Source organism: Cupriavidus sp. 10L43_2 (assembly GCF_056395265.1).
This window is the reverse complement of the sequence record NZ_JBFTJE010000024.1, coordinates 22,733-47,759: the sequence shown is the minus strand read 5'-3', so window position 1 is coordinate 47,759 and position 25,027 is coordinate 22,733. Positions and strand designations below refer to the sequence as shown.

General features: G+C 66.2%; 26 protein-coding genes. 21 read left to right on the top strand and 5 right to left on the bottom strand.

Features of this window, described 5'->3' with window-relative positions:
• Positions 1–21 precede the first annotated feature (21 nt).
• The gene (locus tag AC1DEL_RS25305) at positions 22–435 is read left to right on the top strand and encodes a MerR family transcriptional regulator (protein WP_441593145.1); all 414 of its coding nucleotides are present in this window, start codon (positions 22–24) and stop codon (positions 433–435) included.
• On the opposite strand, the gene AC1DEL_RS25300 is transcribed toward AC1DEL_RS25305, so the two are convergent.
• Positions 404–1,348: a LysR family transcriptional regulator gene (locus AC1DEL_RS25300; RefSeq protein WP_477125951.1), complete on the bottom strand. Its 945-nt coding sequence runs from the start codon at positions 1,346–1,348 to the stop codon at positions 404–406. The genes AC1DEL_RS25305 and AC1DEL_RS25300 overlap by 32 nt on opposite strands.
• A gap of 100 nt (positions 1,349–1,448) precedes the next feature.
• On the opposite strand from AC1DEL_RS25300, the gene AC1DEL_RS25295 reads away from it, so the two are divergent.
• The 6 genes from AC1DEL_RS25295 (at position 1,449) to AC1DEL_RS25270 (ending at position 9,084) form a co-directional block, all read left to right on the top strand.
• The gene (locus AC1DEL_RS25295; RefSeq protein ID WP_477125950.1) at positions 1,449–2,438 is read left to right on the top strand and encodes an SLAC1 anion channel family protein; all 990 of its coding nucleotides are present in this window, start codon (positions 1,449–1,451) and stop codon (positions 2,436–2,438) included.
• A gap of 113 nt (positions 2,439–2,551) precedes the next feature.
• Positions 2,552–2,842 carry a hypothetical protein gene (locus AC1DEL_RS25290; protein ID WP_092296383.1) on the top strand — a complete coding sequence of 97 codons (291 nt, stop codon included), beginning with the start codon at positions 2,552–2,554 and terminating at the stop codon, positions 2,840–2,842.
• A gap of 179 nt (positions 2,843–3,021) precedes the next feature.
• A complete protein-coding gene (locus AC1DEL_RS25285) occupies positions 3,022–3,324 on the top strand; it encodes a helix-turn-helix transcriptional regulator (protein ID WP_369823479.1) in 303 nt (100 codons plus the stop codon).
• 102 nt (positions 3,325–3,426) lie between these two features.
• On the top strand, positions 3,427–4,074 hold the full coding sequence (locus tag AC1DEL_RS25280; protein WP_441593138.1) for a LysE family translocator: 648 nt from the start codon (positions 3,427–3,429) through the stop codon (positions 4,072–4,074).
• Between the two features lie 173 nt (positions 4,075–4,247).
• Positions 4,248–7,934: an autotransporter outer membrane beta-barrel domain-containing protein gene (locus tag AC1DEL_RS25275; RefSeq protein WP_477125949.1), complete on the top strand. Its 3,687-nt coding sequence runs from the start codon at positions 4,248–4,250 to the stop codon at positions 7,932–7,934.
• Positions 7,935–7,956: 22 nt separating this feature from the next.
• A complete protein-coding gene (locus tag AC1DEL_RS25270; RefSeq protein ID WP_477125948.1) occupies positions 7,957–9,084 on the top strand; it encodes an NAD(P)/FAD-dependent oxidoreductase in 1,128 nt (375 codons plus the stop codon).
• On the opposite strand, the gene AC1DEL_RS25265 is transcribed toward AC1DEL_RS25270, so the two are convergent.
• Both AC1DEL_RS25265 and AC1DEL_RS25260 read right to left on the bottom strand, forming a co-directional pair.
• Complete coding sequence (locus AC1DEL_RS25265; protein ID WP_143093914.1) at positions 8,994–9,530, bottom strand: EF-hand domain-containing protein; 537 nt, start codon at positions 9,528–9,530, stop codon at positions 8,994–8,996. The two genes, AC1DEL_RS25270 and AC1DEL_RS25265, sit on opposite strands and share 91 nt — an antisense overlap.
• A 193-nt stretch (positions 9,531–9,723) precedes the next feature.
• On the bottom strand, positions 9,724–10,416 hold the full coding sequence (locus AC1DEL_RS25260; protein ID WP_477125947.1) for a type 1 glutamine amidotransferase domain-containing protein: 693 nt from the start codon (positions 10,414–10,416) through the stop codon (positions 9,724–9,726).
• Positions 10,417–10,540: 124 nt separating this feature from the next.
• Here AC1DEL_RS25260 and AC1DEL_RS25255 point away from each other — a divergent pair, with 124 nt between their 5' ends.
• The 3 genes from AC1DEL_RS25255 to AC1DEL_RS25245 all read left to right on the top strand — a co-directional run bounded on the left by AC1DEL_RS25255 (position 10,541) and on the right by AC1DEL_RS25245 (position 13,018).
• Positions 10,541–11,443, top strand: coding sequence for a LysR family transcriptional regulator (locus tag AC1DEL_RS25255; protein ID WP_477125946.1), 903 nt, complete (start codon positions 10,541–10,543; stop codon positions 11,441–11,443).
• A 384-nt stretch (positions 11,444–11,827) separates the two neighbouring features.
• The gene (locus AC1DEL_RS25250; RefSeq protein WP_218158040.1) at positions 11,828–12,325 is read left to right on the top strand and encodes a cupin domain-containing protein; all 498 of its coding nucleotides are present in this window, start codon (positions 11,828–11,830) and stop codon (positions 12,323–12,325) included.
• Between the two features lie 42 nt (positions 12,326–12,367).
• Positions 12,368–13,018 carry a DsbA family protein gene (locus AC1DEL_RS25245; protein WP_477125945.1) on the top strand — a complete coding sequence of 217 codons (651 nt, stop codon included), beginning with the start codon at positions 12,368–12,370 and terminating at the stop codon, positions 13,016–13,018.
• Positions 13,019–13,033: 15 nt separating this feature from the next.
• Here AC1DEL_RS25245 and AC1DEL_RS25240 read toward each other — a convergent pair whose 3' ends face one another.
• Positions 13,034–14,962, bottom strand: a complete 1,929-nt coding sequence (locus AC1DEL_RS25240; RefSeq protein WP_477125944.1) for a sensor histidine kinase — start codon at positions 14,960–14,962, stop codon at positions 13,034–13,036.
• The gene (locus tag AC1DEL_RS25235; protein ID WP_477125943.1) at positions 14,955–15,662 is read right to left on the bottom strand and encodes a response regulator; all 708 of its coding nucleotides are present in this window, start codon (positions 15,660–15,662) and stop codon (positions 14,955–14,957) included. Before AC1DEL_RS25235 ends, AC1DEL_RS25240 begins: the two co-directional genes overlap by 8 nt.
• Before the next feature lie 392 nt (positions 15,663–16,054).
• Here AC1DEL_RS25235 and AC1DEL_RS25230 point away from each other — a divergent pair, with 392 nt between their 5' ends.
• The 11 genes from AC1DEL_RS25230 to AC1DEL_RS25180 all read left to right on the top strand — a co-directional run bounded on the left by AC1DEL_RS25230 (position 16,055) and on the right by AC1DEL_RS25180 (position 25,026).
• Positions 16,055–17,239 carry a hypothetical protein gene (locus tag AC1DEL_RS25230; RefSeq protein ID WP_477125942.1) on the top strand — a complete coding sequence of 395 codons (1,185 nt, stop codon included), beginning with the start codon at positions 16,055–16,057 and terminating at the stop codon, positions 17,237–17,239.
• A 409-nt stretch (positions 17,240–17,648) separates the two neighbouring features.
• Positions 17,649–18,224 carry a Pvc16 family protein gene (locus AC1DEL_RS25225; protein WP_177219951.1) on the top strand — a complete coding sequence of 192 codons (576 nt, stop codon included), beginning with the start codon at positions 17,649–17,651 and terminating at the stop codon, positions 18,222–18,224.
• Positions 18,221–18,958, top strand: a complete 738-nt coding sequence (locus tag AC1DEL_RS25220; protein WP_477125941.1) for a hypothetical protein — start codon at positions 18,221–18,223, stop codon at positions 18,956–18,958. The genes AC1DEL_RS25225 and AC1DEL_RS25220 overlap by 4 nt, the downstream gene beginning before the upstream one ends.
• A 24-nt stretch (positions 18,959–18,982) precedes the next feature.
• Positions 18,983–20,539 carry a phage tail sheath family protein gene (locus AC1DEL_RS25215; protein ID WP_477108829.1) on the top strand — a complete coding sequence of 519 codons (1,557 nt, stop codon included), beginning with the start codon at positions 18,983–18,985 and terminating at the stop codon, positions 20,537–20,539.
• Between the two features lie 56 nt (positions 20,540–20,595).
• Positions 20,596–21,054, top strand: coding sequence for a phage tail protein (locus AC1DEL_RS25210; protein WP_092296337.1), 459 nt, complete (start codon positions 20,596–20,598; stop codon positions 21,052–21,054).
• 13 nt (positions 21,055–21,067) lie between these two features.
• Positions 21,068–21,538 (top strand): phage tail protein, encoded by a 471-nt coding sequence (locus AC1DEL_RS25205; protein ID WP_477110744.1) that lies wholly within the window; start codon positions 21,068–21,070, stop codon positions 21,536–21,538.
• A gap of 4 nt (positions 21,539–21,542) precedes the next feature.
• Positions 21,543–21,743, top strand: coding sequence for a DUF5908 family protein (locus AC1DEL_RS25200; protein WP_092296331.1), 201 nt, complete (start codon positions 21,543–21,545; stop codon positions 21,741–21,743).
• Complete coding sequence (locus AC1DEL_RS25195; RefSeq protein ID WP_092296328.1) at positions 21,744–22,442, top strand: LysM peptidoglycan-binding domain-containing protein; 699 nt, start codon at positions 21,744–21,746, stop codon at positions 22,440–22,442.
• A 3-nt stretch (positions 22,443–22,445) separates the two neighbouring features.
• The gene (vgrG, locus tag AC1DEL_RS25190; RefSeq protein ID WP_477113777.1) at positions 22,446–24,233 is read left to right on the top strand and encodes a type VI secretion system tip protein VgrG; all 1,788 of its coding nucleotides are present in this window, start codon (positions 22,446–22,448) and stop codon (positions 24,231–24,233) included.
• A 98-nt stretch (positions 24,234–24,331) separates the two neighbouring features.
• Positions 24,332–24,604, top strand: coding sequence for a PAAR domain-containing protein (locus AC1DEL_RS25185; RefSeq protein ID WP_255370870.1), 273 nt, complete (start codon positions 24,332–24,334; stop codon positions 24,602–24,604).
• 2 nt (positions 24,605–24,606) lie between these two features.
• Positions 24,607–25,026, top strand: coding sequence for a GPW/gp25 family protein (locus tag AC1DEL_RS25180; protein WP_092296319.1), 420 nt, complete (start codon positions 24,607–24,609; stop codon positions 25,024–25,026).
• Position 25,027: the final 1 nt, after the last annotated feature.

The following is a 25,027-nucleotide window of genomic DNA, read 5'->3' as shown; positions in this document are numbered from 1 at the left end:
TCAAGCGCAATGCATCACACCATGACAATCGGGAAGCTGGCCCAGGCCGCAGGCGTTGGCGTGGAGACGGTGCGTTACTACCACCGCTGCGGGCTGCTGCCGATGCCGGAGCGCGCGTTCGGCGCCGTCCGCCAGTATCCGGAGGCGAGCCTGCAGCGGCTGCAGTTCATTCGCCAGGCGCAGTCGTTCGGCTTCACGCTGGACGAAGTGCGAGTCCTGCTGCGGCAGGGCCATGGCGACACGTGCGGCACGGCCCGGGTGCTGGCCGAGCAGAAACTCGGGCTGGTGGAAGATCGATTGAAGGATCTGCTACGCCTGCGCGACGAACTGAAGACCCTCATTGCGCAATGCCACGCCAATGGCAGCGGGACGTCCTGCCCCTTGATCGATAGCTTGTCCAACGTCAGACGGCAATCGCCGCCACCCGGGCCCTGAGCCGGGGCGCGGCGAAGTCCAGGAAGGCGCGCAGCTTCAGCGGAAGGAGGCCCTGCCCGGTGTGGACCAGGCTGATGGGCCACGGCGGCGGCTCGAACGCTTCGAGCACGATCTGCAACGCGCCCGCGCGCAGGGCGCCCGCCATCTGATAGGACACCACGCGCGTAATGCCCACGCCGGCCACCGCCGCATCGACAGCCGCCTCGGCCGTGCTCACGGCCAGCCGCGAACGCACCGGCACCGCAATCTCCGCCTTGCCCGCCTTCGCCCCCTTCACCCCCTTCGCCACCTTGCCCGCCGTGAAATGCCAGACCTGCCGCGAAGTCATCTGCTCAAACGTGATGCAGGCATGCTCGGCGAGATCCTGGGGGCGAGCGGGCGTGCCGTGCGCGGCGAAGTAGGCCGGGCTGGCGCACACCACCCGCCGGACGGTGCCGATCGGCATCGCAATGAAATTGCTGTCCGGCAGGTCGGCAATGCGCAGGGCGATATCGACATGCTCGTCCAGCAGGGCCACCACGCGGTCGGTCAGCACCATGCGGACGTCGATGTCCGGATAGGTTTTCAGGAAATCCGCCACCACGGGCAGCAGGTGCAGGCGGCCGAAGACGATGGGCGCCGTGATGACGAGTTCGCCCTTGGGCGCGGCATATTCGCCGGACGCGGCGCGCTCCGCCTCGCCTACCTCCTCGAGGATGCGCCGGCAGGCGGCCACGTAGGCGTGGCCGGTCTCGGTCAGCGAGAGCTGCCGGGTGGAGCGATGCAGGAGCCGGGTGTTCAGGTGCGCCTCCAGCTCGCCCACCTTCCGGCTCACGGTGGCAAGCGGCATCCGGAGCTGGCGCGCGGCGGCGGAAAAGCTGCCGGCCTCCACCACGGCCACCAGGATCGACATGGATTCGAAACGATCCGCCATATTCTCGATTTTTGGGAGAGTGATTCCCGATCGTGCCAGATTATCTTTATGGGTGGAAGGGCCTAGTATCGGGCGAACCCCTCAATCTGGAGTCCCTGCCGTGTCCACGCTTTCGAACCCTCACCCCCAAACCCTGCGCAAATCCGCCTCCGTCAGGCACCTGCCCGTCAACCTGTTCGCGTCGGTGATGGGGATTGCCGGGCTGTCGCTGGCATGGCGGCAGGCCAGCCAGGCGTTCGGGGCCAGCCCGTGGATTGCCGATGTGGCCGGCTGGCTGGCGCTGGCTGTGTTCGTCGTGCTGGGCACGGGCTATCTGGTCAAGGCGGCGAAGTACCCGGCGGCGGTGGCCAGCGAGTACCGGCATCCAGTCGCGGGGAATTTCTTCGGCACGATCACCATCGCCATCCTGCTGCTGTCCACGGTGGTCGCCCCGCTGAGCCAGCCGCTGGCCGAGGGGATGTGGACCGTGGGCACCGTGGCGACGCTCGCCATCTGCTTCGCCATCTCCAGCCGCCTGCTGCGCGGCAAGATCGACGCGGCGCACGCCGTGCCGGCCTGGTTCATCCCCGGCGTGGCCACGCTCGATATCGCCGTGGCCGGCGCCACCATGCCGATGCCGTGGGCCCATGAGGTGAACCTGTTCGCCATGGCCGTGGGGACGATGATCGCGCTGCTGTTCTTCACGATGATCATGGCGCGCATGATCCACCACGAGCCGGTGCCGGCCGGCATGGTGCCGTCGCTGCTGATCCTGCTGGCGCCGTTCGAGGTCGGCTTCCTGGCCTATACGAACATGACGCAGCGCGTGGATACCTTCGCCGCCTTGCTGTTCTACTTCGGCCTGTTCATCTTCCTGGCGCTGGCGCCCAAGGTGTTCCGCCGCGGCCTGCCGTTCGCCTCTGGCTGGTGGGCCATCAGTTTCCCGCTGGCGGCGCTGGCCATCGCCGCGCTGAAGTACGCGATGTTCGTCCAGGCCTGGCCGGTGACGGCGATTGCCATCGTCCTGCTGGCCCTGCTGAGCATCGCCATCGTGGTGCTGTTCGTCCGGACCCTGCACATCCTGTTCAACGGCGATTTGCTGGGCGGTTGATATAGATGCAAGCCCGGGGCCTGCCGAGGCCGCTGGCACCTAGACTGGTTCCGTTGCAGCTTATCTTTGCGCACTGCGCGAAAGGCCGGGGTTCAAGCATTGGAGGACCCATCATGCACACCGTCGTCAGAACGTATTCAGGAAGCGGCGCCAGCGAGCTATTCGACCTGCTGGCACAACACAAGGATGAGATCGAGCCGTTGATGCGGGAGGTTCAGGGCCTGCTCAGCTACACGCTGGTGCGCGGAGACGCCGGCGGCTTTTCGGTGACCACCTGCACCGACAAGGCGGGCACGGACGAAAGCGTCAAGGTCGCCAAGACCTGGATCGCGGAGCACGCTACCGGAATCTCCGTGGGCGCACCGACGATTACCGAAGGCACAGTGATCGTGCAGTCGAAGTGATGGATAGGGCAAGGCGCGGCGGTTCCTCGAAGGTAGAATCGCCGCCATGACTGGCCCCGATGACACCACCGAGTTCTGGCGCGACCCCGCCATGCCCTGCGCCGAGAGCCGCCGGGCGTGCCGGAGCCGTGCCGCCTATCGGCCGCACAGCCATCCGACCTGGTCGATTGGCGCCGTGGATGGCGGCGCCAGCGTTTTCACGGGGGCCGGCCCCGCGCCGGTGGCGCTGCCGCCAGCTCGCGGAACTGGCGGCGCTGGCCGGCCTGAGCCGCTACCAGCTGATCCGCGCCTTCCGCCGGGCCACCGGCATGACGCCGCACGCGTGGCAGGTCAACCAGCGCGTCAACTTGGCTCGCGACCGCCTGCGGGCCGGCGAAGCGATTGCCGAGGTGGCTTACGGGCTCGGTTTTGCGGATCAGAGCCACTTCCAGCGCGTGTTCAAGGCGCACGCCGCCGTGACACCGGCGCGGTATCGGGCCTGATCGGGCCTGATTGGGCCTGATCCTCCCAATCCTGCAATTTCCTTCAAGACGCGGCCCGCGCGGGGCGGCAGACTCCGGCGGTTTCCTCAGCGAGTCTGCGTCATGCACCTATTCCTCATCGTCGCCACGGCCCACTTTCTGGCGCTGCTATCGCCCGGCCCCGACTTCTTCCTGATCGCCCGTACCTCGCTGGCCGCCGGCTGGCGACGCGCCGCCGGGGCGTGCCTCGGCATCGCGCTGGCCAACGGCGTGTTCATCGCCGGGGCATTTGCGGGGGTCTCGGCGATGCGGGCCGACAGCGCGCTGTTCAGCCTGACGCAACTGGCCGGCGGCCTGTACCTGCTCTACCTCGGCTGGCAGTTCGTGCGGTTCGCCGGGACCACGCCCCTGGGAGAGGCAAAGGCGGGCGGCGGGGCGGCGACCGGCTTCGCGCAGGCGGTGGCCAGCGGCTTCCTGTCCGGCATCCTCAACCCCAAGAACGCCTTGTTCTACGCCAGCCTGGCCGCCATGCTCAGCGGGCCGCACGCCAGCGCGCCGTGGAAGGTGGCGTACGGCGTGTGGATGTTCGCCGCGGTGCTGGGGTGGGACCTGCTGGTCGCGGTGTCCATCGGCCACCCGCGCGTGCTGCGGCGCTTCGCCCGGGCGCTGCCCAAGCTGGAGCGCGCGGCGGGCGGCATGCTGATGGTGTTCGGGGCGGGAGTGCTCGTGGCGGTGGGCCGGCGGGCAGTCGGCGCGGTTCAACGTCTTTAACTCGCTTTGCCAAAAGTTTCACTTGCCCGACAGATTTGACATTCCATACTGGTTCGACCACGTCTGACTGTGACACGGGAGACTCTATGGGCCGGCCGGCACGTTGTGTGAGGACGCGGATCGCGCTGGGCGCCGCAGCATTGTTCCCCTCGGCCCTGCAAGCGCAGACGTCCATGTGCAGTACGAGTATCAGCGGAACGTTCTCGGTGGGCGTGTTCTGCCAACCGGCTGCGGGCACGCCATCCAATATCGGCACCTTGACGGGCACCACGTTCAATACGACGACCGGGGCCAGTATCCGGGCGACCACGTCCGCAGCCAACGCCACGGCGACCGTGGCGGGCACGACCATTACCAACCAGCCGGCCGCCGCCGCAAACGGGGTGACGGCCCAGGTCACCGGCACGGTAACGGCCGGCAATGCCGCCGCAAACATCGATGGCGGCACCACGTCGATCACCATGCAGGGCGCTGGCCTGGACGGGATTGGCGTGATCAACCTGAGCCCGGGTAGCTCGACGATTACGGTAACGTCCGGCACGACGCTCAACGTGACGAACCGGGTCACCGGCAACGAGCACGATGGGCTCGACATTACTGCCAACGGCGGCGGCAGCGCCACTATCGTGCATCAGGGCAGCGGGACCATTTCGACGGTCGGTGGCCATGGCATGAACCTGAAGACCACGGCGACCAGCGCGGGCGCGGTCTCGGCCACGGTCGGCAGCGGCGTGACCTTCCTTATCGACAACACCACGGCAATCGAGGATCCGTCGGACCCGGGTCTCGAGGCTGGCCCCGCCAATCATGCCGGCATACGCGCCTACAGCCCCGGCAGCGGCACCATCACCATCGACAGCAACGCCACGGTCCGCGCCACCGCGACCAATGCGTTCGGCATCATGACCGATGCCGGCACCGGCACCACCCGCATCCGCAACGGCGGCGCCATCACCACCGACGGGCTGAACGGCTTCGGCATCCGATCCAGCACGCAGGGCGGCGACGTCGCGGTGGTCAACGAGGGCGCCATTTTGGCCACGGGGCAGGGGGGCCATGGCATCTATGTCACGTCGGGACTGAACACGTCCGGCTCGCTGTCGGTCGACAACCGGGCGCCGATCACGGTTGGCGCCACGGGGAATACCGAGGGCTCACGCGGCATCTATATGATCGCCCGGGCTGGCGGGACGGCCACCGTCACGGGCACTGGTGACATTACGGTGTACGGCAACCCGGCGACAGTGCGCGCCTTCGGCATTACCGTGGGCGCGGAAGCTGGCGCCGTCACCGTCGACTATTCGGGCAACATCACCACCTACGGCGATGGCTCGGCTGCCATTCGCGCGCATTCCGTCAGCGGCAATACGCAGGTGACCTACACCGGTGCCCGCCTCGAAACCTTCAACGGCAATGCCAACGGGATCTACGCCACCACGGGTGCGGCGACCAACACGGTCGGCATCACGGCGCAGGGCACGATCATCACGCACTCGGACAATGGCGGTGGAGAAGGATCCGGCGGCGGCTCGTTCGGTCTGCAAGGCACCAGTCTGGGCGGCGATGTCGACATCAATTTCCTGAGCGGCAGCATCGACGTGAATGGCAGCGGCGCGGCCATCGTGGCGGGCAGCGGCTACAACGGCGGCACGGGGCTGGGGAAAGTCACCGTGCAGAATGCCGGCACGCTGACGGCGCGCGGCAACGCCCAGCGTGGGATCGCCACGCTCTCGGGAACGGGCGCGCAGACTATCATCAATCGCGGCGCGATCCAGACGCTCGGCGCGATCGACGCGCAGGGCATCCTGGCGCGGGGCAGCGGCGCGGCGGCGATGTCCGTCGTCAATGAAGGGGCGATCTCGACCGTCGGGAACAATGCGTCGGGCCTGGAGATCACCTCGGTGGGCGGCGCGGTCGATGTGCAGAACCTCCAGCCGGTTCGGGCGGGATGGGGCACCAGCGCGGGCATCGCCACGGCCGGGCTGACACAGGCCGTGCGGAATGCGTCCTCCATCGAGGCCCTGAGCGATCAGGCCGTGCGCGCCGACAGCAACGGCTCGGCGGGATCGTTCCGGCTCGACAACGCCGGCACCATGACGGGCGTGGTCTCGGCGGCGACGTCGGACGTCACGCTCAACAACAGCGGCACGTGGAACCTGCGCAGCTTCCTGGATAGCACGGGCAGCGGTTCGCGGGACTCCTGGAACGTCGCCATCGCCAACCTCGGCACGGGCTTGAACAACACGGTCGACAACACCGGCACGCTGGCGCTGGCCGCGCAGCCGGTGAGCGGGGCGGGCGGCACGCGGCAACCGGCGGACGCCATCGTCACCTTCAACCCCGCCGGCGCCTACCTGCCGCTGGGCCAGGCCGCCAACACGCCGGTCGCTGGCGGCGCGGTGCAGGGACAAATCCTCGGCGTGCGGACGTTCACCAACAGCGGCACCATTGATCTGACCGGAGGCGGTGCGGCGGTCGGCAACGTCCTGGTGATCGGGGGCGGCCAGACGGCAGGGCAGTACGGCGGGGGCCTCTATGTCTCCAATGGCGGGACGCTGAAGCTCAATGCCGTGCTCAATGAGGGAGGGCCCGCCTCCCGTGCCGACATGCTCGTGGCGGATGCCACGGCGACCGGGGCCGGCGGTGCCACACGGCTCCGTGTGAACAATGTCGGGGGGCAGGGCGCGCTCACGGTCGCCAACGGGATACCGCTCGTGGAAATCCTGAGCCCCGTGGCCACCGACAGCGCTCCCGGTGCCTTCGCGCTGGAAGGCCGCGCCGTGGCGGGCGCCTACGAATACCGGCTGTTCCAGGGCGCGCCGGATGGCAGCGCGGGTAACGTCTGGTATCTGCGGTCCGAGCAGGACCCGAATCCAACCCCAACTCCGACGCCGGGCGGGGCGCTCTATCGGCCTGAGGTGGCGGCCTACCTCGCCAATCAGCGCCTGGCTGGCCAGATGTTCGTCCATAGCCTCCATGACCGGCTGGGCGAGCCCCAGTACGTGGAAGGGCAGGATTTCGACCACGAGAACGACAAGCCGCGGTCGGGCTGGCTGCGCGCGGTGGGCAAGTGGGAGGGCAGCCGCAGCAGCAATGGTGTGTTCAAGACCAGCACGGACGCCTTTCTGCTGCAAGGGGGCGCCGAAATGGCCAAGTGGAAGGTCTTCGGCGAAGCCGCCCGCGCCCACCTTGGCCTGATGGGCAGCTACGGCAACGCCTGGACGGACGCGCAAGCGCAAGGCAACGCCTTCCGCGCCAAGGGCAAGGTGGAAGGCTGGAGCGTGGGCGCCTACGGCACCTGGTACCAGAACGATGAGCACAAGCTCGGCGCCTACGTCGACACCTGGTTCCAGTACGGCTGGTTCACCAATCGCGTGGAAGGCGACCTGCTGCCGGTGGTCCGCTACCATGCGCAGGGTTTCGCCGTATCGGCGGAGGGCGGGTATGCCATGCCGCTGCGCAACGATTGGGTGATCGAGCCGCAAGGGCAGCTGATCTACGTCGGCTACAGCGAGGACGACATCACCGAGCCGAATGGCACCCGCGTGAGCGGGGCGGACTCGCACGGCTGGATCACGCGGCTCGGGGCGCGGCTGCATCGCACCTACGTTCGCGATGACGCGCGCAAATGGCAACCGTACCTGACCCTCAACTGGTGGCATACCAGCGTCGGCAGCAACGTCTCGTTCAATCAGCTTCCCGTGGGCAGCATGTACCCGGATAATCGGTACGAAGTGAAAATCGGCGTCAATGTGGATTTGCGCAAGCGCTGGACTGGCTGGACCAATGTGTCCGGCGCGTGGGGCGCGCAGAGCTTCTATCAGTATGTGGTGCGCGCCGGGGTGAAGTACACGTGGTAGCTGTCGTCAGGGCAAATAGAGCATGAAACTCGCGGTAATCGGACGTGGAATGATCGGCGCGGCGGCGGCGCGCCATTTGTCGAAGATGGGCCATGAGGTGGCGCTGATCGGGCCCGATGAGCCGGCCGACTACGCTGGCCATGCCGGGGTCTTTGGTAGCCACTACGATGAAGGCCGTATCACGCGGCAGTTCGATTCGACGCCATTCTGGCGGGACATGAACCGCGCATCGATTGCGCGCTACGGCGAGATTTTTGCGGAAAGCGGGGTCGAGTTCTATCGGGAAGTCGGCGTGCTTCACGTGGGCCCTGGTCAGAGCCCGGACGTGTCCTCCATCGGCGGCATTGCGGCGGACGCCGGCATTCTTGTTGAAGCCTATGACGATGCGGGGCTCGCTCAGCGATTCCCGTACCTTGGATTTCCGGCTGGAACCCGGGGCTACTTCGAGCCGCAACACGCTGGCTATATCAGCCCGCGCCGTCTGGTCCGGGCGCAGACGATTGCGGCGCAGCGCGCCGGGGCGCGGATTCTCGCCGAACCCGCGCTCGGCATCTCGGAAAGCGCCACTGGCGTGACGATCCGGACGCGATCGGGCGATGTGGAGGTGGAGCGCGTTCTCGTTGCGGCCGGCGGACATACCCAATCGCTGCTCGGCCAATCCCTGGGTTTTGTGGTGTACGCACGGACTGCCGCGATGTTTCGGCTCGATGCGGCGGAGGTGCAACGCCTGGCCGGCATGCCATCGATGCGTTGTTTCGGACCCAAGGGTGCCGATCCCTATATCCTGCCGCCCATCCTCTATCCCGACGGCCAGACCTGGCTGAAGCTCGGCGGCGATCCGGTGGATATTCCCCTCGAAAGCGAGGGGAATATCCAGGACTGGTTTCGGTCCGGCGGCTCGATTCCCGTGGCGGAAGGGCTCGAAGCGCAGCTCCTCGAGCGTATCCCCGGCCTGCAAATCGAAGAACGGCGCGTCGTGCCCTGCATGACCACCTTCGGCACAACGGGCCTGCCGCGCATCGGGCCGCTTTCGGATCGCGTTACCGTTGCATTCGGCTGCTACGGCAAAAGCGCGAAGTGTTCGGACGAATTGGGCAGATTGGGATCCATGGCGCTGCTCGGTGAAAACCACGGGGTGCTTGCGGCTTGAAATATGCCGGCACGTACTTGCAATGCCGCCCCTTGCGCGCTGAAACGAGCCATTAACGCGTCTTGGTTACTGGCCGTTGCCACGCTGTTGAAGAATTCATCGAGGGGAATGCTGTCCTTGAATTCCGCGCCAGATACCTGACCGTCCTTGTCGATGTCCATGGCCTCATGGATGCTCGCCAGTTCCGCCTCACTCTTGCCGGCCAACTGCTTGCCCAGTTCGCTGAGGGATACCACGTTATCGCTGTTGAGGTCGGTGGCCTTGAGCTGCTCTGTCTTGAACGCGTCGACCATGTCCACCAACTTCAGGGCCATGCCCCGTGCCTTGAAACGATCCACGGCACCCGCATTCGCACTGGCCGTTTCCGCGGCCTGCGTGCGCCTGAGTGACGACGATGCCTGTGCACTGCGAATCGCATCGAGTCCACCGAGTCTGAGTTGGCTCATCAATATTTCCTTAGGAGAAAAGTGATGCCGGGGAATTCCGGCGCTGACGATTCTAGGCAGTGCGATAGGTCGCAATGCGCTAAAAAGGGGGTGTTTACTAAGTCACTTTGAATCTGCCGAGGCATCTTTCAAAAGAAGGCCGCCACGTTGTCAGTTATCAAGGGAAACATGGCAGTTTCCCTTGATCRGCGCGTCATGCGCGCGCCAACTCGACTTGCCCGCGGAGCGCGGCGACGATGGCCTCGCCGACGGCGCTGCCCGATGCCGGATTCTGGCCAGTGATCAGGCGACCATCGACCACGAGCTTGGACTGCCACGGATCGGCGGAAGCGAACTCGGCGCCTGCCGCGCGCAGCGCATCCTCCAGCAGGAACGGGACGTCCGCCTTGGCGTAGCCCTCTTCCTCGGCGTTCGAGAAGGAGGTCAGGCGGCGACCCTGGACCAGCGGCGTGCCGTCCTCCAGCGTGACGCCGAGCAGCGCGGCCGGCCCGTGGCAAACGGCGGCGACGATCTTGCCGCCGTTCCAGGCGCGCAGCACCGCACGCTTGACGTCGGGGTCGTTTGCGATATCCACCATGGGGCCAAGGCCGCCGGGGAAGAAGATCGCGTTGTAGTCCAGGACATCGACTTCAGAGAGCTTGCGGCTATGCGCCATGCGCCGGATCGCCTGGCTCTTGCTGAACGCGAGCTGCGCGGGATCGGTCTCGTCGTAGCCGTCGAACGGTGGGTTGCCACCGAGGGGCGACGCGTACTCCACGGCAATGCCGGCGGCGTCGAGCACTTCGAAGGGGTGGGCCACCTCCGGGTAGAAGTAGCCGGTGGCGCGCTTGTTCGGCCCGATCTCGGCCGCATTTGTCAAAATGAACAGGACATGCTTGACGGTCATGATGAACTCCTTCTGGTCTGCATTTCGCCGCACAGCGCGGTTAAATGAACTGTAGCCAGACAGGCAGCCTGGGAGTAGATAGCATCGCATTGACACATTGGCTCATGGCATAAGACAATCGGCCATGGACCCGACTAATACGATCCTCGACGAACTCCGCGCGATGGCGATCTTCGCCACCGTCGTGCGCTGTGGCAGCTTCGCCGCCGCGGCGCGCTCGCTTGGGCTCACCCGCGCCGTGGTGAGCCACCATATCCGCGCCCTCGAAACGAAACTTGGTGTGCCCCTGGCCCAGCGCAGCACACGCAGCTTCAGCCTCACCCCGGCGGGGCAGGCGTTCCGCGTGCATTGCGAGCGGCTACTCGATGAGGCCGTGGACGGCATCCGTAGCATGGAGTTGATGCGCGCCGAGCCACGCGGCGAGGTGTGGCTGACCTGCTCGCACCACTTCGGCACCAAGCGGATCCTGCCGGCGCTGGTCGCGTTCCGGCGGCGCTATCCGGCGGTTCGCCTTCATGTCGCGATGTCGGATGCCAACGTGGATATCGTCCACCACGGTGTGGAACTGGCCGTGCGGGCGGGGCCGCTGGCGGATTCGTCACTGCTTGCTCGCCGCTTGCTTCGGGAAGCCACCATGCTGTGCGCATCCCCGGCCTACCTACGTCAGCACGGGGCGCCCGGTTCGGTCGAGGAACTGGACGGTCATCGCTGGGTCGTCTATCCGCCGAGCCAGCGCACCACGCTCGTACGCGCTGGCGGCAAGGACATCGAGGTCCCGGTGCAGGGCGATGTCGTGACGGACAGCGCCGCCTCGCGGCTCGCGTTCGTGCTCGCGGGTGACGGCATCGCCAGGCTGCCGGCCTACGACGCCGCGTCGCTCCTGGCCTCCGGCGATCTGGTGCGCGTGCTGCCAGACGCCGAGACCGCGCCGCTGGAGATCTTCCTGGTCCATTCGAAGCAGATCGGCCCTAGCGCCAAGCTCCTGCGGGACTTCCTGCTGGCCACCGCGAGCGAGGACAACTGGTGATCGATTTCGGATAGCCTCCGGCGAACCGCCTCAGGCCCGGGGCGCCTGTGTTGTTCCTGTCTCACACGCTTCGTGGCGCGGAATAGTGCTGGGCGGAGAAGGCCTACCCGAAGCTGATTCACTTCAACCGCCTGCCCAAGGGCGGCCACTTCGCGGCCTGGGAACAACCGCAAGCATTCACGGAAGACGTCCGCAAGAGCTTCGTGTCGTTGCGATAGCGCGGACACGTGAGTCGGGGACTTTGGGGCGCGGACTTGTTCCACCATGTATCAATTCAAGTTCTCCTGGATGGCTTCATCGGGCCAATCCGCGCTTCTATAGTGCTCTCCATCGCTGGAGGCAAGGCAGCACGCCGATGCTTCAAGCACGTCAGGAGATAGACACATGACATTCTTTGCGAAACGCATCGGCGTAGGGTTGGCACTGGCCACCACCCTCGCGGCCGGGACTGGATGGGCGGCCGGCCTGTCGCCCACGTCCAACGGGGCCATCCTGCAGGAGGACATTCAGTGGTCGTCCTTCCCAGCCTTTCCAAAACGTGCGCGCCTGTCGGTGCTGGTCGGAGATCCGTCGGCCGCGGGGCCTTACGTGGTGCGCGTCAACGTGCCCGCAGGCGTGAAGTTGATGCCGCACGTGCATCGAGAGGATCGGGTCTACACCGTGATCTCAGGGGTGTTCTATATCGGTATCGGCGAGGAGTTCGAGCCGCAGAAGCTGGTCGCATATCCCCCGGGCAGCGTCATCGTGTTGCCAGGTGGCACGCCGCATTTCCACTGGGCCCGGTCGGGGGACTATGTCACCCAGGTAAGCGGGAATGGCCCGCTTGGGATCGACTACGTGAACGTCGAAGACGATCCGCGCCAGAAGGCACACATCCACTGAGTCGCAGCCTTGCGGCGAGCTAAAAAAGATTGAAGGAATGATATGGAACTGGTCTATGTTGCCGACCCGATGTGCTCTTGGTGCTATGGATTCGGCAAGGAATTGACGGAAGTCCGCAAAATCTTGCCCGATCTGCCGCTGCGGATCGTAGTGGGTGGCATCCGAGCGGGGGCCACCGATATCCTCGACGACGCCGGCAAGCGATTCCGCCTGCATCATTGGGGCCTGGTGGAGAACGCAAGCGGCCTGCCGTTCAATCGCGAGGGGCTGATGGCTCGGGAGAACTTCGTCTACGACACGGAACCCATCTGCCGCGCCGTCGTCACGGCTCGCCTGCTGGTCCCGCAGGGCGACCTCCTGACGCTATTCCGTGCCTTGCAGAAAGCGTTCTATGTCGATGCCCGCGACACCACCGACGGCAAAGTGCTAGCGGAAGTCGCCACGCAAGCGCTGAATCGGCAAGGCCATGACGTCTCCGCGAAGACGTTCCTGGATCAGTGGTCCAGCGACGCCGCCATCGCGGCCACCATCGAAGACTTCCATACCGCACGCATCTGGGGCATTTCAAGTTTCCCGGCGCTGCGCTTGCATCATGGCGGTCGTCTGTACCGCGTCTCGGACGGCTACGCACGAGCCGGCGATATCGCGCAACAACTGACGCGTGTGATCGATGCCGCCAGTGCGGCCGCTTGACGAAGGAGGAAGCCGCTAGCCCACATCCAGCGAAGCGGTCACCGGCGCAATTGGCAGGCTCAACGTGAACCACGTGCCTGTTGCGTCCGGCTCCCAGGATACCGCTGCATCGAGGGCCGACGCGCGGCGCTGCACGTTGGCGAGGCCTCTGCCGCCGTGTGCCAGTGGCACGCCGGTGGGGTCGAACGGCGTGCCGTTGTCGTGCACACGCACCATCACTGCGTGGTCGTCGTGGCTGGTCTGCACGCGGATCGCGGTCGCGTGGCTGTGCTTGAGCACGTTCGTGAACACTTCCTGCAGGATGCGCAGGATGTGGAGGGCGCTCTGGGCGCCGAGCCACTGCAGCGGCGGGATGTCGTCGACGTCCCACGTAAGCGAGATGCCCGCGGCTTCGAGCCTCGACCCCAGCCGGTAGCGCAACGTGGCCAGCAGCAGCAACAGGTCCGTCGATACCGGTTCCAGCGAGTCAATTGTCAGCTTGAGGTCGTCGATGCATTCGCGCAGCACCTGGGCGATATCGTCGGCGCGCGCCGTGCCGGATGGGTCCTTCTCGACCATGCGCAAGGCGCTGATCAACGATGATCCGAGGCCGTCATGCATGTCCTGCAGCAGCCGCTGTCGCTCACGCGTCAGCGTCTCGCGGCGCTCCACATCGCGCAGTTGCCGATGGCTTTCCAGCAGTTCCGCCTCCCGCTGCGCCAGACGCAGCGAGAGGTTGGCGTTGGCCTGCGCCACCTCATCCAGCGCGCTGGTATAGCGGCGATACATCAGCACCATGAACAGCAGCAGCTGCACGCATCCCAGGTAGGACAGCAGGTAGATACCCTCGATATCGATGCGGTAGTTCTGCAGCAGCACGTCATGCACGGCGATCGGCGTGCTCATCGCATTCCAGGCCGAGAACGTCAGCGCCTCGCGCGACCTGGCTAGCCAGGCAGCCCGCAAGGCCGCAATCGACACCACGAGGTTCAGCGCCACCAGCAGCAACTGGGACAGCGGGTAGAGGAACACCACATGCGTGAGCCACGACAGTGGCAGCGTGCTGGTGGCCAGGAACACGACCGAGCAGTACAGCGCGGCTTCCAGGCGCCGGTAGCGCAGGCCCAGATATCGGAAGATGAACAGGTAGCAGGCCAGGATCAGCCACGCGATACTGTTGAAGGCCAGCCAGCTGAACCAGGCCTCCGGAATCGGCAATGGGTCCTGGCCAACCAGATACTGGAGTGTGTGCAGGAAATAGGCCCCTGCGGCCAGGAAGCACAGCAGGTAGCGCGTTTCGTCGCGGCGCCGGAGCCAGACCAGCAACGAGAAGATGCCGACCGCAAGCAGGCCGCCGCTGGACAGATAGGGAAACTGCGTCTGGAGGAAGCTTCGTGCTGCGTAGCGCCAGAACAAGTCGTCGCGGGTGCCAATCCGCACCGACGACAGGGCGGCGCCGACCTGACCCACCACATCGATACGGATGACGATGTCGCGCGGCGCCTGCCCGAGCGCGATCCACAAGGGATAGTTGTAGCCGTTCCATACCGGCCCGCCGCGAGACTGCCAGAGCTGCTCGCCGTCCGCGTACACGGTGAGGCGTCCCACGGTCTGCCAGCGCGGCGCGTAGAGGTAGAGGGGTTCGCCGGCAGCGGCCGTGGCCGCCGGAAGCGCCAGTCTGACCCAGACCGTTTCGATCTGGCCTGACCCCACCTCATCGGGTGTCACGTGACGCGGCACGGCCATCGGCAGCGGCGTATCCCGCCATGCTTCGCCGGCGGCGGGCAGCGCGAGCTGCGGCGGAAGCCGGTCGAGCGTGCCGCCGGGCGTGATCCGTAGCTGCGCCGAGGTGATGTGCCAGGGCAGGACCTCCGCCAGCGCGCCCTGGAGCGAACCCGCCAGCAGCAGGGCCAGGACGAAGGGGAGCCACCGCCGCCATGTCGGCGTGCCCGCGCCGTCAGTCATCGCGCAGCAGGCCATGTTGCCGGGCCACGTTGATGGCCTCGACCTTCGAATGGACGTCCAGTTTGACGTAGATGCGTCGGACATAGGTCAGCAGCGTATGTCTCGATACGCCGATCCGTTGCGCAATTTCGTCGTGCGAGAAGCCCCGCGTGATGTCGTTCAGGACCTCATATTCGCGCGGGGATAGGGCGGAAGGCTTCGGGCCGGCCGCTGCCTGGGGGGCTCGCACCGGCGCATCGGCTGGCGGCGCCTGCAGGCGGGACAGCACCTGGCGGGCGATCAGCGGACTGATCGGGCTGCCGCCCTGATGCAGTGACCGCAGTTCCTGCACGATATGGGCCGCCGTGCTGTCCTTGAGCAGGTAGCCGGTGGCGCCCGCGGCAATCGACTGCATGACGTGGCTTTCGTCGCCGAAGACCGTGGCCACCATCACATCGCAGCGCGGCCATGCCACGCGTGCCGCGCGGATGGCATCGATGCCGGACCCGTCGGGCAGCCCCAGATCGACAACGAGGATGTCTGCGGCAGGGGCCGATTGCAGCAGCGCCAGCCCATCGCACAACGTCGTGACGACGCCAGCGGTGCGCATGTCGGGCGCGCTGGACAGCGCCTCGAGGAATGCCGCACTGAAACCGGGATCGTCCTCGATCAGGGCGACGCGGATGGGCGGGGAAAGGGGAGAGGAGCGGTCAGTGGACACGGGAGGTCGAATGCGAGACGAACGGGTCGACGCACGACATGCAACGGCCCGTGCAGCCGCTATCCCCCCACGATCGTGGGGCATGACGGCTTGTCGCACGATCTGGGGACATACAGCCCGAAAACCCAAGGCTATGATCCAGCCGGATTGTTGCACGCACGGGACCGGATGCAAAGACGGCGCGCGCGGGCATGCACCAAAACAACAGGCTCGACGAGCCAACAGACTAACGAACGGGGAAGGGTCGCAGAATGAAACGGGAAACCTGGGTGAAGGCATGGGCGGCCCTGGCGGTCAGTGTTGCACTGGGCGCATGCGGCGGGGACGGGGGAAACAACGGGGGGAACGGCGCGGGCAGTGGTGGCGGTAACGGCGGCGCGGGGACGCCATCGATGCCCGAAACACCGAGCACCCCGGGCAATCCGGAGACGCCCGCGACGCCGCAGGCCGTGACATACCTGGGCGTGATCAGCTTTGGCGACACGCTTGCCGTGACGCTCGATGCCCCGGCCGCAGGCCAGGTTCGGATCCGCTTCTCCGATTCGGCGTTCGGGCTGGCTGGTGCGGTGATCGGCCACTACGTCAAGAACGGGAACGTCTACACGGTCAGCGCGCTCGAGGCCGACAGCGCCGAACCGCCGCCGGCTTTCGTGACCGCGCTGCTGGGCTCGGTGACCGCATCGTTTACGGTGTCGGGCACCACCCTGACGGGCGAGATCTCCGGCCTGCCAAAACAGCTCGGCAACGGCAAGCTATCGGGGCAGGTCACCGCAAGCAGCGTCAGCACGCCGGTGACGGCCGCCGACCTGGCCGGTACCTACACCTTCCTGCGCGGACAATCCACGTACTACGCAAGTTCCGGAAACCTCCAGATTCAGTACGGCATGGGCGGTCAGATGCGCGTGGGCGCCGACGGTACCGTGCGGCTGTGCCAGGCTGGCACGTACAGCGACACCTGCAGCATGGGCCTCGCCGGCACACTCGCGCTGGCGGACCAGACGCGCTACCCGGGCGCCTACACGCTGACCCTGGGTGGCAAGGTCTGGGGACAGGTCTTCCCGCTGAAGACGAGCGGCGTCACTGCGCTGTACCTCGACCACCTTCAACTCGATTCCGCAGGCAACCGCATGACCGGCACGGGCGTCTTCCGGCCCGCCCAGACGCTGACGGCGAGCCAGGTAGCCGGGCAGTGGGTCTGCCGGCAGCCGGGCGTGTCGTATGCCGCTGTCACGGGTCTCGGCATTAGTGCCGCGCTCGATGGTTCGATGCAGGAGGAAACGCTGACCATCTCCGGCACGGGTTCGGTCACCAGTGCCGGGACCGGACAGGTCGCCTCGCTGGCGCTGAATCAGGCCAACAACCTGCTGGGCGTCTCATCGCCGGCCGCCATCCCGGGCACCATGTACGCGGACTGGACCGTGCCAGCGGTTCCGCCCAACACCGTCACGGGCCTGCGCACGCAGGTGTTCATGCCGCTCGACGAGAACAGCATGGCCTACTACGCCGAGGTGACCAGCAAGCCGACCGACCCGAGGAATTGGACGTTCGTCGTGCAGGGGATGTGTCGGAAGGGGTAGCTTGGGAAGCAACTGCCCGTAACCGAGATGGCATTTCCCGAACCAATAGGTTCTGACTGCACCCCCCACCGTCAGACAATCACCTACCCCCACAGAGCAATGTCAGGCGCAGGCCGTCTCTGACAATATCCGCCGACCGAGAAATCGGTAAGACCTAAATTCGCGTTCTGACCGCTGCCAATGCGCAGCGGTTTTTTTTTGTGCGTGTCACGCGTGCGCCGGGGGCCGCCAGTCCCCAGCGCCTACCTGAGATACCCCTCGAAAGTACTACCTAGGGATTTCCGAACCCGGGTTCAGACAATTACCGATGGCCGGCAGGTGTGGCGCCGCGCAACATCCACGCGGTCAAGCAGACGTCAGGTTGAAGGAGCCCAGTGGTGAAGCCAGTGATAGCCGGTCGGGAGCGGGTGTGATTGATACCGCGCTCGCCCATCTCGCCTTGCAGTTGAATCAGATGTTCCGCCGCCGCGTGGTGCTGGCGGAGGACATGGTCGTTGTGTCCAACCTGCAGGAGTTGGGGGGAGGCGCGGTGCCTTCGGTAGCCAACAAGCTGGTGCTGTTCCTGGGCGGGATCGAGCGCGATACTGCCGCGCATCGGGCGCGCGGCGCCGTCACGGCCGAGCAGGGCAGCCGCGTGGCCGGCGCCGAGCCGCTGTTCCTGAACCTGCTGGTGGTCTGCGCGGCCACGTTCAGTGGGCAGACTTACCCCGAGGCGCTGCGCGCCCTGGCCGACGCCATCACGTTCTTCCAGGCCACCCCGGTGTTCGACCATCAGAACACCCCTGACCTCGACCCCCGAATCGACCGCATCGTGCTCAATATCGAAAACCTGAGCACGGGCGAGATGCATAGTCTGTGGAGCATCCACGGCGGCCACTACCTGCCCTCGGTGCTGTATCGCGTGCGGCTCGTGTGCCTGGACCCCGCCGCGACGCAACGTCGCGACCCGCTGGTGGGGCGCCCCGAGGTGGGTGTTCGGCCATGACGTCCGGCTATCGTGCGGTCACCGCGCTGTCCATCCGACATCCGTACTTCTCCGCGGGATGGCCGGGCGCCTTGCACCTCGCGCCGGAGCCGCCCACGGCAGCGCTGATGTCCCGTTTTGGCCTGCTGCTGCGCGGCGAGCCGCTCCGCTTCGTGATCATGGCGGAAGCCAGCCAGCTCGACACCTTCTGGCGCGCGCGCGACGAATGGCCTGAAGCCGGCCTGTCGTTCACGGCCCGCTCCGCCGATCCGCTCTGGGCCTACTACACCGACGTGCGTGCCCCTGTCTTTGCGGAAAGACCGACGACCGGTGCCCTGCGCGTGAATTTTCCGCTGGCCTCGCGCGATTGCCCGACGCTGGCCGACTGGCTCGCCGCCGCGCCACTCGACCATGTTATCGACGTGCCGGTGCGCCATACGTTCTGGAAATACCTGCTGATCGGCGACTGGGGCACGCTGGATACGCTGCATTGCGCGGATCTTGCCGGCGCGGTCAGCTTTGCCGAGCCGGTGCCCGAGACGCTGCCGGACGGCGCCACCGTGACTGCCATCCGCTCGGCCGCGCCGCTGCCGCTGGCGGAGCGCCCGCGCCACCGTTTCCAGCTGCGCCGCGCATCGGGTGCGGGCGCCCGCGTGCTGGTGCCGCGCCTGCCGATGGCAGCTCCTGTGGCGTTGCGCCGGGAAGTCATCGACGGTGCGCTGTGCGATGTATCAGAGATCTTTGTCAACCGCTAACCGTTTTCACCGGGAGAGTGTGCAATGGGTGCAATGAAGACGCCTGGCGTCTATATCGTGGAGAAGAACGCCTTCCCGAATTCGGTGGTGGAGGTGGCAACGGCCGTTCCGGCGTTCATCGGCCATACGCAGATTGCCGATAACCGCAACAAGCCGCTCAGCATGAAGCCGTGGCGCATCAGCTCCATGGCCGAATATCACCAGTACTTCGGCTTCTCGCCGTTTCCGCGTTTCACGATCGCCGAAAAGACCGATGCCTCGGCGATTGCCGCGTTCCGCGTGGCCGGCAAGGACTACGTGCTCGAGATGCCGGAAGGCAAGGACGGCGGCGGCTACATGCTCTATCGCGCGCTGCGCCATTTCTTCCAGAACGGCGGTGGCCCGTGCTACATCGTCTCCGTGGGCGACTATACGCAGGACCTCGACCTCGACAAATTCAAGGCTGGCATCGACGAACTACTCAAGGAGCAGGAGCCGACCATGGTCGTGATTCCGGAGGCCGTGCGTTTCAAGGCCGCCGAATGCATCGACCTGCAGCAGGCCGTGCTGGCCCACTGCGGCGACAAGATGCGCAGCCGCGTGGCAATCCTCGACATCTGGGGCGGCGACAAGCCGCGCAGCGACCCCGCCGGCGATCCCGTAGCCGCATTCCGCAACGCGCTGGGGATCAATTTCCTGGATTTCGCCGCCGCCTACTACCCGTGGCTGAACACCACGGTCATCGGCGACAAGGACATCAGCTACGAGAACATCGCCAACCCGGACGTGCTGATGCAGTTGCTGCGCACTGACCTGGGCCTGCCGGACACCTTGCCCGACGACGCACCGCCCAAGACGCGGGAACTGGCCGGCGCCGTCGCCGACATCGGCAAGGACTGGAGCGCCGCCACGCCGCCACTGACGGACGACGCCATCCTGACCAGCAAGGCGTTGCTGAACAAGACGCTGACTTCGGTCAGCAGCCTGTTCAACACCATCCTCAACGAAGTCAAGTACCAGTTGAACCTGCTGCCCCCGAGCGCGGCGATGGCCGGCATCTACACGATGGTCGACAACACGCGCGGCGTCTGGAAGGCGCCCGCCAACGTCAGCCTGGCCGGCGTGGTGTCGCCGTCGGTGTCGATCTCCGCGGTAGACCAGGAAGAGCTGAACGTCACCACGCAGGGCAAGTCGATCAACGCCATCCGCAGTTTCATCGGCGAGGGGGTGCTGGTCTGGGGCGCGCGCACGCTAGACGGCAACAGCCTCGACTGGCGCTATGTGAACGTGCGCCGCACGATGATCATGCTTGAGGAATCGTGCCGGCTGGCGGCCAAGGCGCTCGTTTTCGAGCCCAACGTGGCCAATACCTGGGTCACCATCAAGAGCATGATCCAGAACTTCCTGACCAGCATCTGGAAGCGCGGCGGTCTGGCCGGCGCGGTGCCGGAGGACGCGTTCAGCGTGCACGTCGGGCTGGGCGAGACCATGACGCCCGACGACATCCTCGAGGGCATCCTGCGCGTGACCGTGCTGGTGGCGATGGTGCGGCCGGCGGAGTTCATCGAGATCACGTTCCAGCAACAAATGCAGAAGTCCTGACGCCGGGTCGCGGGCAGGGTCCAAAGACAAATCACAGATAGCAAGGGAGAAGTGTCATGGCAGACGACGGCTCGGCACAGTCGAAGAACGTGTGGCCCATTCCGAAGTTCCACTTCCAGGTGAAGTGGGACTCCACGGTCATGTCTTTCGAGGAGGTCTCGGGGCTCGACGTCGAGGCCCAGCAGATCGAATACCGTTCGGGCGACAGCCCGGTGTTTTCCACGGTCAAGATGCCCGGGCTCAAGAAGTTCGGCAACGTCACGATGAAGAAGGGCGTTTTCAAGGCCGATAACAAGTTCTGGGACTGGTTCAACCAGATCAAGATGAACACCATCAAGCGCGTGCCGGTGATCATCAGCCTGCTGGACGAGACCGGCAATCCGACCATGGTCTGGACGCTGAACAACGCCTGGCCGGCGAAGATTACGGGTACCGACCTGAAGGCACAGGGCAACGAGGTGGCCGTGGAAACCATCGAGATCGCCCACGAGGGCCTGACCATCGCCAACAGCTGACGCGGGATCTTCCATGCAGAAATCGGCGCGCTTCGGCACCGACTTCACGCCGGTTTCGTTCGCCTTCTCGGTTGGCTTCACCAACATCGCCACGGGCGTTGACTGCTCCTTCCAGGAGGTGTCGGGCATGGACCAGACGATGGAGGTGGAGGACGTGCAGTGCGGCGGCGAAAACCGCTTCGTCTACAAGCTGCCGAAGGGCATCCGCCAGGACAGGCTGGTGCTGAAGCGTGGCGTGGCGGACATGCGTTCGCCGCTCATGCGCTGGTGCAAGTCGGTCCTTGGCGGCGGCTTCGTGCAGGCCGTGACACCGATGGACGTGAGCGTCTACCTGCTGGACGAGGTGGGCAACAAGGTACGCGGCTGGACCTTCCATGCGGCGTACCCGGTCCGCTGGGGCGTGGACGAGTTCCAGTCCACCAAGAACAACCTCGCCATCGAGACCATCGAGCTGGCCTACCTGAACTGCACGCGGGAGCTCTGAGCCCATGACGATCGAAGTCCGCCAGATGGTAATCCGCTCCGAACTCGGCAACGGCCAGCGGGGTGCGGCACCGGCCCGTGCCGAGGCCGAGCCCGATCCCGCGCAGTGCTGCGACGAGGACGAGGCCGCCAGCACGCGCCACCGCGAGCAGCGCGCGCAACTGCGCATGCTGCGGGCGCAGCTGGCCCGGCTGAGGGAGCGCTAGATGCCATTGCAGTCGGCCGAATTGACGCCACTCAAGATCACGGCCTGCGAGGACAAGGGCGGCGTGGTGTCGCCCCAGGCCGGCGCGGGCAAGTCCGTCTCGCTGCTGATCAACCCTTCGCAGCTGCGCCACGAGCGCAACACGTGCTTCAGCAAGGAGAAGCCGATGGGCGACACGGGCTCGGGCCGGCCGTTCAGCCATATGCAACCCGGCAAGCTTTCGTTCGCGGTGATCTTCGACGGCACCGGCGTGGTGCCGCGCCCGGCCAACAGTGCCGTGCCGGCCGAGGTGGAGGACCAGCTCAAGGCGCTGAGCGCCGTGATCTACGAGTACAAGGGCGTGCAGCATCAGCCCAGCATCGTCCAGATCCTCTGGGGCCAGCTTATCTTCACGGGCCGGTTGACCAGCTTCAGCACCGACTACACCATGTTCCGCCCCAGCGGCGTGCCGCTGCGCGCGACGGCCTCGCTCGCCTTCGACTCGTATACCAGCAGCAAGCAGGCCAAGCTCGAGGCGGACGCCAGTTCGCCGGACCTGAGCCACCTGGTGCAGGTGCGCGATGGCGACACGCTGCCGCTGCTGTGCGAGCGCATCTACGGCGACAGCCGCTATTACATGGCCGTGGCACGCTTCAATGGCCTGCGGCAGTTCCGTGCGCTGACGCCGGGCATGGCGCTACATTTTCCGCCGCTGGAGTAGCGCATGCCGACCTATCCGTCGATCGACACCGATGGCGTGCTGCGCCTCACCGTGAGCGCCAACGGCACCGCGCAGCCGGATCTCGCCGTGGTCTCGGTGACCGTGCGCCGCGCGTTCAACCGCATCCCATGGGCCGAGATCGTGATCCGCGACGGCGATATGCCCACCGGCACCTTCGCCTGCGGCGACTCCGCAGATTTCGCGCCCGGCAGCGTGGTGACCATCAGCGCCGGTTTCGGCAACGACGAGGCGCAGATCTTCAGTGGCGTGGTGATCCGCCACGGCGTACGCATCGAGGGCCAGAACGATTCGCGGCTCGTGATCGAATGCCGCGACGCCGCGGTAAAGATGACCGTTGGCCGCAACAATGCCAATTTCATCGACAGCACCGACAGTGACGTCCTGTCCACGCTGATTGGCGCACACGGGCTGACGGCCAAGGTCGACACCACCGTGGGCAGCTATGGCGAGATGGTTCAGTTCCACAGTTCGGACTGGGACTTCCTGCTGGCGCGCGCCGAGTTCAACGGCATGCTCGTCGACGTGGAGGACGGTACGGTCAACGTCCAGACGCCGCAGGCCGGCGGCGCCGTCGCGTTCGGCGTGACGTGGGGGCTCGACCTGTACGAGTTCGATGCCGACATCGACGCCCGGCTGCAGTACCAGTCGGTGCAAGCCACCGCCTGGGACCCGGCTGCGCAGGCCATCGTCCAGGGCGACGCGGCCGCGCCGGCGCCGTTCAACGCGCAGGGCAATCTCGACAGCGCCACGCTGGCCGATGTCATCGGCCTGTCCGTCATGCCGCTGCGCACGGCCACGACGCAGTCGCCACAGATGCTGACGAGCTGGGCCAAGGGCGTGCAGACCCGTGCCGAGCTGGCGCGCATTCGTGGCCATCTTCGCTGCATGGGCACGGCCCTGGCCCGGCCAGGTGTGCTGGTGCAGGTCAGCGGGGTGGGCCAGCGCTTCTCGGGCGCGGTCTACGTCACCGCAGTGGAGCATGCGCTGGTGGGCGGCTTCTGGCACACCGATGTCGAGTTCGGCCTCGATCCGGCCTGGCACCCCCTCCAGCACGACGTGGTGGCGCCGCCTGCGTCGGGGCTGCTGCCCGGCATCGGCGGCCTGCAGATCGGGGTGGTGCTCAAGCTGGACGGCGACCCGCTCAACGCGCAGCGCATCCAGATCTCGCTGCCGGTCACGCAGGCGCAGACACAGGGCGTCTGGGCCCGGCTGATCCAGGGCTATGCGTCGAACGGCTTCGGTGCCTTCTTCCTGCCCGAGGTCGGCGACGAGGTCATCGTCGGCTTTCTCAACGACGACCCCTGCCACCCGGTGGTGATCGGCGCGGTCTACAGCGCCAACCATGTGCCGCCGTATGCCATCGAGGCCGCCAACGACACCAAGGCCATCGTGACCCGCGCGCGCCACGTGATTGCGTTCGACGAGAAGAACAAGACCGTGACCATTACCACGCCGGGCAAGAACAAGGTCGTGTTCGATGACACCGCGCAGTCGATCCTGCTGCAGGACCAGCACAACAACAGCGTGAAGCTCTCGGAGGCCGGCATTGCCTGCGACAGTCCCTACGACATCACGCTCACCGCCCAGGGCAGCATCCGCATGAGCGCGAATGTGTCGATCGAACTGACGGCACAGGCTGACGTCAAGGCCGCCGGGCTCAATGTGCAATGCGAGGCACAGGTCGGCTTCACAGGCAAGGGCGGCGCCACGGCCGAGCTGTCCGCCGCCGGCCAGACCACGGTGCAGGGGGCCATGGTGATGATCAACTGAGCCCCACCGGCCGCCCCGCACCTTACTGAACCGAATCGAATCGAACCGAACCGAGCCCACTGCCTGCCGCCATGCCTCCCGCCGCCCGCTTGACCGACATGCACGCCTGTCCGATGCAGACCCCGGGCCTCCCGCCCATTCCCCACGTGGGCGGGCCGGTGATCGGCCCCGGCGTGCCGACAGTGCTGATCGGCAAGCTGCCGGCCGCCGTGGTTGGCGACAACGCGGTCTGCGTGGGCCCGCCCGACGTCATCGTGCAAGGCTCGGCCACAGTCATCATCGGCGGCCGCCCGGCGGCACGCGTGGGCGACACCACGGCCCACGGCGGCACGGTGGTGATGGGCCTGCCCACGGTCATCATCGGAGGCTGACGATGAACGAGACGAGTCCGTTCCTGGGCCGGGGCTGGCAGTTCCCGCTGCGCTTCGACCCGCGCAACGGCCAGGTCGGCATGGTGGCCGGCGTGGAGGATATCGAGGAAAGCCTGCGCATCCTGCTCGGCACCTATCCGGGCGAGCGCGTGATGCTGCCGGCCTACGGCTGCAGCGTACGCCGCGCGGTCTTCGACACCCTCAACGAGAGCACGCTGACCGAACTCAAGGAACTGATCCGCCGGGCGATCCTGTTCTTTGAGCCGCGCATCCTGCTCGAGCGGATCGACGCCGACGTGCTGCCGCTGGAAGGCCGCGTGGACCTGCAGGTGTGCTACATCGTCCGCACCACGAACACGCGGCACAACCTCGTCTATCCGCTCTATCTCGACCAGGCCACCGAGCCGGTCCGGATGTACTGAG

Coding starts and splice junctions, on each gene's coding strand:
- AC1DEL_RS25255 (WP_477125946.1), top strand. CDS start 10,541: ATGGACCCGACTAATACGATCCTCGACGAACTCCGCGCGATGGCGATC.
- AC1DEL_RS25285 (WP_369823479.1), top strand. CDS start 3,022: ATGGCGGCGCCAGCGTTTTCACGGGGGCCGGCCCCGCGCCGGTGGCGC.
- AC1DEL_RS25230 (WP_477125942.1), top strand. CDS start 16,055: ATGCCCGAAACACCGAGCACCCCGGGCAATCCGGAGACGCCCGCGACG.
- AC1DEL_RS25290 (WP_092296383.1), top strand. CDS start 2,552: ATGCACACCGTCGTCAGAACGTATTCAGGAAGCGGCGCCAGCGAGCTA.
- vgrG (WP_477113777.1), top strand. CDS start 22,446: ATGCCGACCTATCCGTCGATCGACACCGATGGCGTGCTGCGCCTCACC.
- AC1DEL_RS25250 (WP_218158040.1), top strand. CDS start 11,828: ATGACATTCTTTGCGAAACGCATCGGCGTAGGGTTGGCACTGGCCACC.
- AC1DEL_RS25260 (WP_477125947.1), bottom strand. CDS start 10,416: ATGACCGTCAAGCATGTCCTGTTCATTTTGACAAATGCGGCCGAGATC.
- AC1DEL_RS25265 (WP_143093914.1), bottom strand. CDS start 9,530: ATGAGCCAACTCAGACTCGGTGGACTCGATGCGATTCGCAGTGCACAG.
- AC1DEL_RS25205 (WP_477110744.1), top strand. CDS start 21,068: ATGCAGAAATCGGCGCGCTTCGGCACCGACTTCACGCCGGTTTCGTTC.
- AC1DEL_RS25275 (WP_477125949.1), top strand. CDS start 4,248: ATGTGCAGTACGAGTATCAGCGGAACGTTCTCGGTGGGCGTGTTCTGC.
- AC1DEL_RS25195 (WP_092296328.1), top strand. CDS start 21,744: ATGCCATTGCAGTCGGCCGAATTGACGCCACTCAAGATCACGGCCTGC.
- AC1DEL_RS25270 (WP_477125948.1), top strand. CDS start 7,957: ATGAAACTCGCGGTAATCGGACGTGGAATGATCGGCGCGGCGGCGGCG.
- AC1DEL_RS25280 (WP_441593138.1), top strand. CDS start 3,427: ATGCACCTATTCCTCATCGTCGCCACGGCCCACTTTCTGGCGCTGCTA.
- AC1DEL_RS25300 (WP_477125951.1), bottom strand. CDS start 1,348: ATGGCGGATCGTTTCGAATCCATGTCGATCCTGGTGGCCGTGGTGGAG.
- AC1DEL_RS25305 (WP_441593145.1), top strand. CDS start 22: ATGACAATCGGGAAGCTGGCCCAGGCCGCAGGCGTTGGCGTGGAGACG.
- AC1DEL_RS25215 (WP_477108829.1), top strand. CDS start 18,983: ATGGGTGCAATGAAGACGCCTGGCGTCTATATCGTGGAGAAGAACGCC.
- AC1DEL_RS25220 (WP_477125941.1), top strand. CDS start 18,221: ATGACGTCCGGCTATCGTGCGGTCACCGCGCTGTCCATCCGACATCCG.
- AC1DEL_RS25200 (WP_092296331.1), top strand. CDS start 21,543: ATGACGATCGAAGTCCGCCAGATGGTAATCCGCTCCGAACTCGGCAAC.
- AC1DEL_RS25240 (WP_477125944.1), bottom strand. CDS start 14,962: ATGACTGACGGCGCGGGCACGCCGACATGGCGGCGGTGGCTCCCCTTC.
- AC1DEL_RS25210 (WP_092296337.1), top strand. CDS start 20,596: ATGGCAGACGACGGCTCGGCACAGTCGAAGAACGTGTGGCCCATTCCG.
- AC1DEL_RS25185 (WP_255370870.1), top strand. CDS start 24,332: ATGCACGCCTGTCCGATGCAGACCCCGGGCCTCCCGCCCATTCCCCAC.
- AC1DEL_RS25180 (WP_092296319.1), top strand. CDS start 24,607: ATGAACGAGACGAGTCCGTTCCTGGGCCGGGGCTGGCAGTTCCCGCTG.
- AC1DEL_RS25245 (WP_477125945.1), top strand. CDS start 12,368: ATGGAACTGGTCTATGTTGCCGACCCGATGTGCTCTTGGTGCTATGGA.